This is a genomic window from Desulfobacula sp. (assembly GCF_021107415.1).
Window position 1 is genome coordinate 1 of record NZ_JAIOSW010000363.1, and the last position, 3,171, is coordinate 3,171.

Here is a 3,171-nt window from a genome sequence, read left to right on the forward strand (position 1 = left end):
ATGGGGATAAAGGCGGTATTTTCTCCATTGGTCATAGTGCAGTATCCCTTTATAAAAAAAGGGTGGCAGGCATAGAGATTAATGGCATAATTCGTATTTTGTCTGCCCTGGGCCATAATGATACGGGCATTGAGTTCTTTTCGATCCAATTCCAGATAATCGGCCAATTGCATGGGATCTCCGATTTCCTTGATCATGATGGTGTCCGGCCAGAATGAGAAAACAATCATATCTTTTTTCTCTTCGCCCATTTCACGAATTTGCAGTCGGATCAACATCAGTCTTTTGGAAATCTCGTCGGGTTCAAGATTGTCCCATCCTTCAGGCAGTTCATAGGCTCTGATCAGGTAGAGATCTCTTCTGGGAATGCCCTCAACCGGTTTTTTAGGTACTTTTAAAGAAATTTTGTATTTGGTTAAAAATCCCTGGTCCATCATGAAAAGATCCAGGCGCCGGATACCTTTTTCACTGAATATTCCGGATAAAATCGGCGCATCCTTCATCTCTTCAAACGGGCCACCCAGATCCTGGAGCAAAAGTCCCATGCCTGATCCGTCATGCCCTTCATTCATCACATCAAGGGCTTTGATGGCCAGCATTGGAGACACAGGATCCTTGCTGGTAAGTGCAAACAGACGACACATTGTATATATTCTCCCTGTCCTTAAAATAGTGCAGTATTCTACTTGAATTTTCTAGAGAAAAGCGCTCAGACTAACTTTCCAAAACTTTAATTTAAAGAAGAAATAGGCATATGTCAATAATTTTAGTTGTTTTACTTGATTTTCAATGGGTTACATGACTGGAATAAATCAATGATGGTGTCCGCAGCCGCCTTCCTTTTTATTCTTTTTTATTTGACAGAAGTCAAATATATGGAACAGCTTCAGCTCGTCTTTTTCCAGAAGCTCCAAATTTTCTAAGATGGTCTCTTTTTGTGCCTGAAAAACTTTTATATTTGACGCTGTTAGACTCCTTTGGGAACCGTCTCCCATGCATCGGGTTACCACTGCATCAACCTGATCTTTTTTTTTAAACACCCCGATTTTACACTTAGACCCTTCAGCCAAAAGTTTCCGGTTATCCTTGAGTTCAAGTTTCCGGGTTTCCAGATCCACGATTAAAAAGGTTTGGGCAACACCAAAATGTTCATCAACAATACTTTCCAGTCCATTGTTTTCTTTAACAGGAAAGGCTATTTTCATTACATCCCTCCAAAAAATACTCAATTATTAATACCGCCATATAAAACAATTAGCTTCTAAAAATAAGGATTCATTTTGTAATGGCAAGAGAGCTATTTTTCAACCACAGGACATAAATTACCAATAATATAAAGAACCAGATCATGAAGGTGATCGGGAACCAGGAAAAGGTATTCATAAAAACCGCATTTTCAACATGTTCTGACTGGATACCCTGTTTTTTGATTTTTAAAAGAAGTGCATAGAGAATACCCAATACACCATAGGAAATATTATAGGCCAGGCCTTTAAAGCTTAAGACAGTTGCCCTTTGGTCGGAGGATGTGATCTGATTGATATAAAAACTGACAAAGAAACCAGTGAAATACATGGCGCTAAAAGTGATCAAAGCAGGGATTAATCCGGCATAAGGCCAGAAAAAGCTCATTGCAGTAAGACCTGTGAAGGTTAAAAAGGTTGTAATCCAGAGGGCATGGGAGGGGGAATGGTTTTCTGCAATTTTCTTGGCCATTTTGGGGATCACAAGCCCGAACATGGCAACAAGTGATCCAATGATACCAAAAGTGGATTCAGGCAATTCGATCATTCTGTAGTACTGGCTGGAAAGGGTGACGGCCATTCTGATGATGCCGTCAAACAGCATGCCGAAAAGTATGACTGACAAGGCGAAAGGGGTTTTAACAATCCAGAGACCTGCCTTGAGTGTTAAGCTGAAGGCCTGGTGGACCTGTTTTATTTTTATATCAGATGCAGCCGGGCCGGAATCCGGGTCTTCCATTCTCAGGGTTGTGATAAATGCACAAATTGCCAGGATAAAGGTAAGGTATAGGGGAAACCGCATGGTGGTTTCCTGTGTAAATGATATGGTGAGGTCGAAAAACCGGCAGATATTTTCAAGCAGGTTGGGATCATAAATGGCAGCACCCACACTCATGGCAATAATAAACCCTATGGATTGAAACCGCATTAAGATTTCCAGCACTCTTCCCCACTGGTCAGGGTTTCCTTTTGCAGCCAGAGAATCATAGGCAATGGCTTCATCGGCCCCGCTGGCAGCAGCTTCTGCAAGACCGCTTAAAACACGGTTGACCAGGAAAACAATGAAAATAATGGAAGGGTCTGTTTTAGGGATAAAACTGATGATGCCGATTTCAATCATCATAATGGATGTGGCAAAAACCAGCAGCCGTTTTCTCCCGATAATGTCAGCCAGGGCTCCTGAAGGAACTTCGGCAAGAACGATGGTGGCGGCCCAGACAGCATTGAGGATGGAAAACTGGGCCACGGTGAGGCCGAAATCAAGGAACAGAATGGTAAAAACCGGGTAGTAAAATCTTGAATTAAAAAAGACCTTAAAGGCAATAAACAACCGGATATTGGGAATGGAAAATGTCGGTGTCAATGGTGGTTCATTCTTTGGATATCAGGGTTTTTAAAACATCTTCTTTGCCGATGATGCCCACAAGTTTTTTGCCGTCCACCACTGGTAAGGTATGAAAATGCTTTTCCACCATCAGGCTTGCAATTTCAGATACAGGGGCGTCTGCCGTTACGGTAACCGGGTCTTTGACCATGGCCTGTTCAACGGTTGTGGCTGATAGCTTCTTAAAGCTGGCTTCCATTTTTTTGGACGATGACAAAGGGATAATACTGTCAAGGATGGTGAAAATAGGGGGAATAGGCATTTCTTTCTGCTGGAAGATCAGATCGCTTTGGCAGAGGATGCCCACCAGTTCTTCTTTGTCATTTATCACCGGGACTCCGTTGATATGATTGTTTAAAAGGATTTTTACAGCCCTGGATATCTCTGTATCCGGGGTGACAGTGATAATATTGGTTTCCATTATATCCCTGGCGTTGCTCATGGCGCCCTCCTTATGAATGAACGGTTTTTAAAATTTATTTCGTTCACAGGTGGTGTGTGCTTCATTTATTTAATATACACGAATACCGGTTTCAGGTAAAG

Annotated in this window: 3 protein-coding genes and 1 pseudogene; all 4 read right to left on the reverse strand. The window is 42.1% G+C overall.

Features of this window, described 5'->3' with window-relative positions; all coding sequences use genetic code 11:
* A pseudogene (locus K8S13_RS18275) lies at positions 1 to 644 on the reverse strand (glutamate synthase); the annotation flags it as partial.
* Between the two features lie 168 nt (positions 645 to 812).
* A complete protein-coding gene (locus K8S13_RS18280) occupies positions 813 to 1,205 on the reverse strand; it encodes a NifB/NifX family molybdenum-iron cluster-binding protein (protein WP_291464765.1) in 393 nt (130 codons plus the stop codon).
* Positions 1,206 to 1,275: 70 nt separating this feature from the next.
* Positions 1,276 to 2,607 carry an MFS transporter gene (locus K8S13_RS18285; protein ID WP_291464766.1) on the reverse strand — a complete coding sequence of 444 codons (1,332 nt, stop codon included), beginning with the start codon at positions 2,605 to 2,607 and terminating at the stop codon, positions 1,276 to 1,278.
* Between the two features lie 7 nt (positions 2,608 to 2,614).
* Positions 2,615 to 3,070, reverse strand: coding sequence for a CBS domain-containing protein (locus tag K8S13_RS18290; protein ID WP_291464768.1), 456 nt, complete (start codon positions 3,068 to 3,070; stop codon positions 2,615 to 2,617).
* Positions 3,071 to 3,171: the final 101 nt, after the last annotated feature.

Excerpts from the sequence above, each read along its gene's own strand:
- K8S13_RS18280 (WP_291464765.1), bottom strand. The coding sequence starts at position 1,205 with ATGAAAATAGCCTTTCCTGTTAAAGAAAACAATGGACTGGAAAGTATT.
- K8S13_RS18290 (WP_291464768.1), bottom strand. The coding sequence starts at position 3,070 with ATGAGCAACGCCAGGGATATAATGGAAACCAATATTATCACTGTCACC.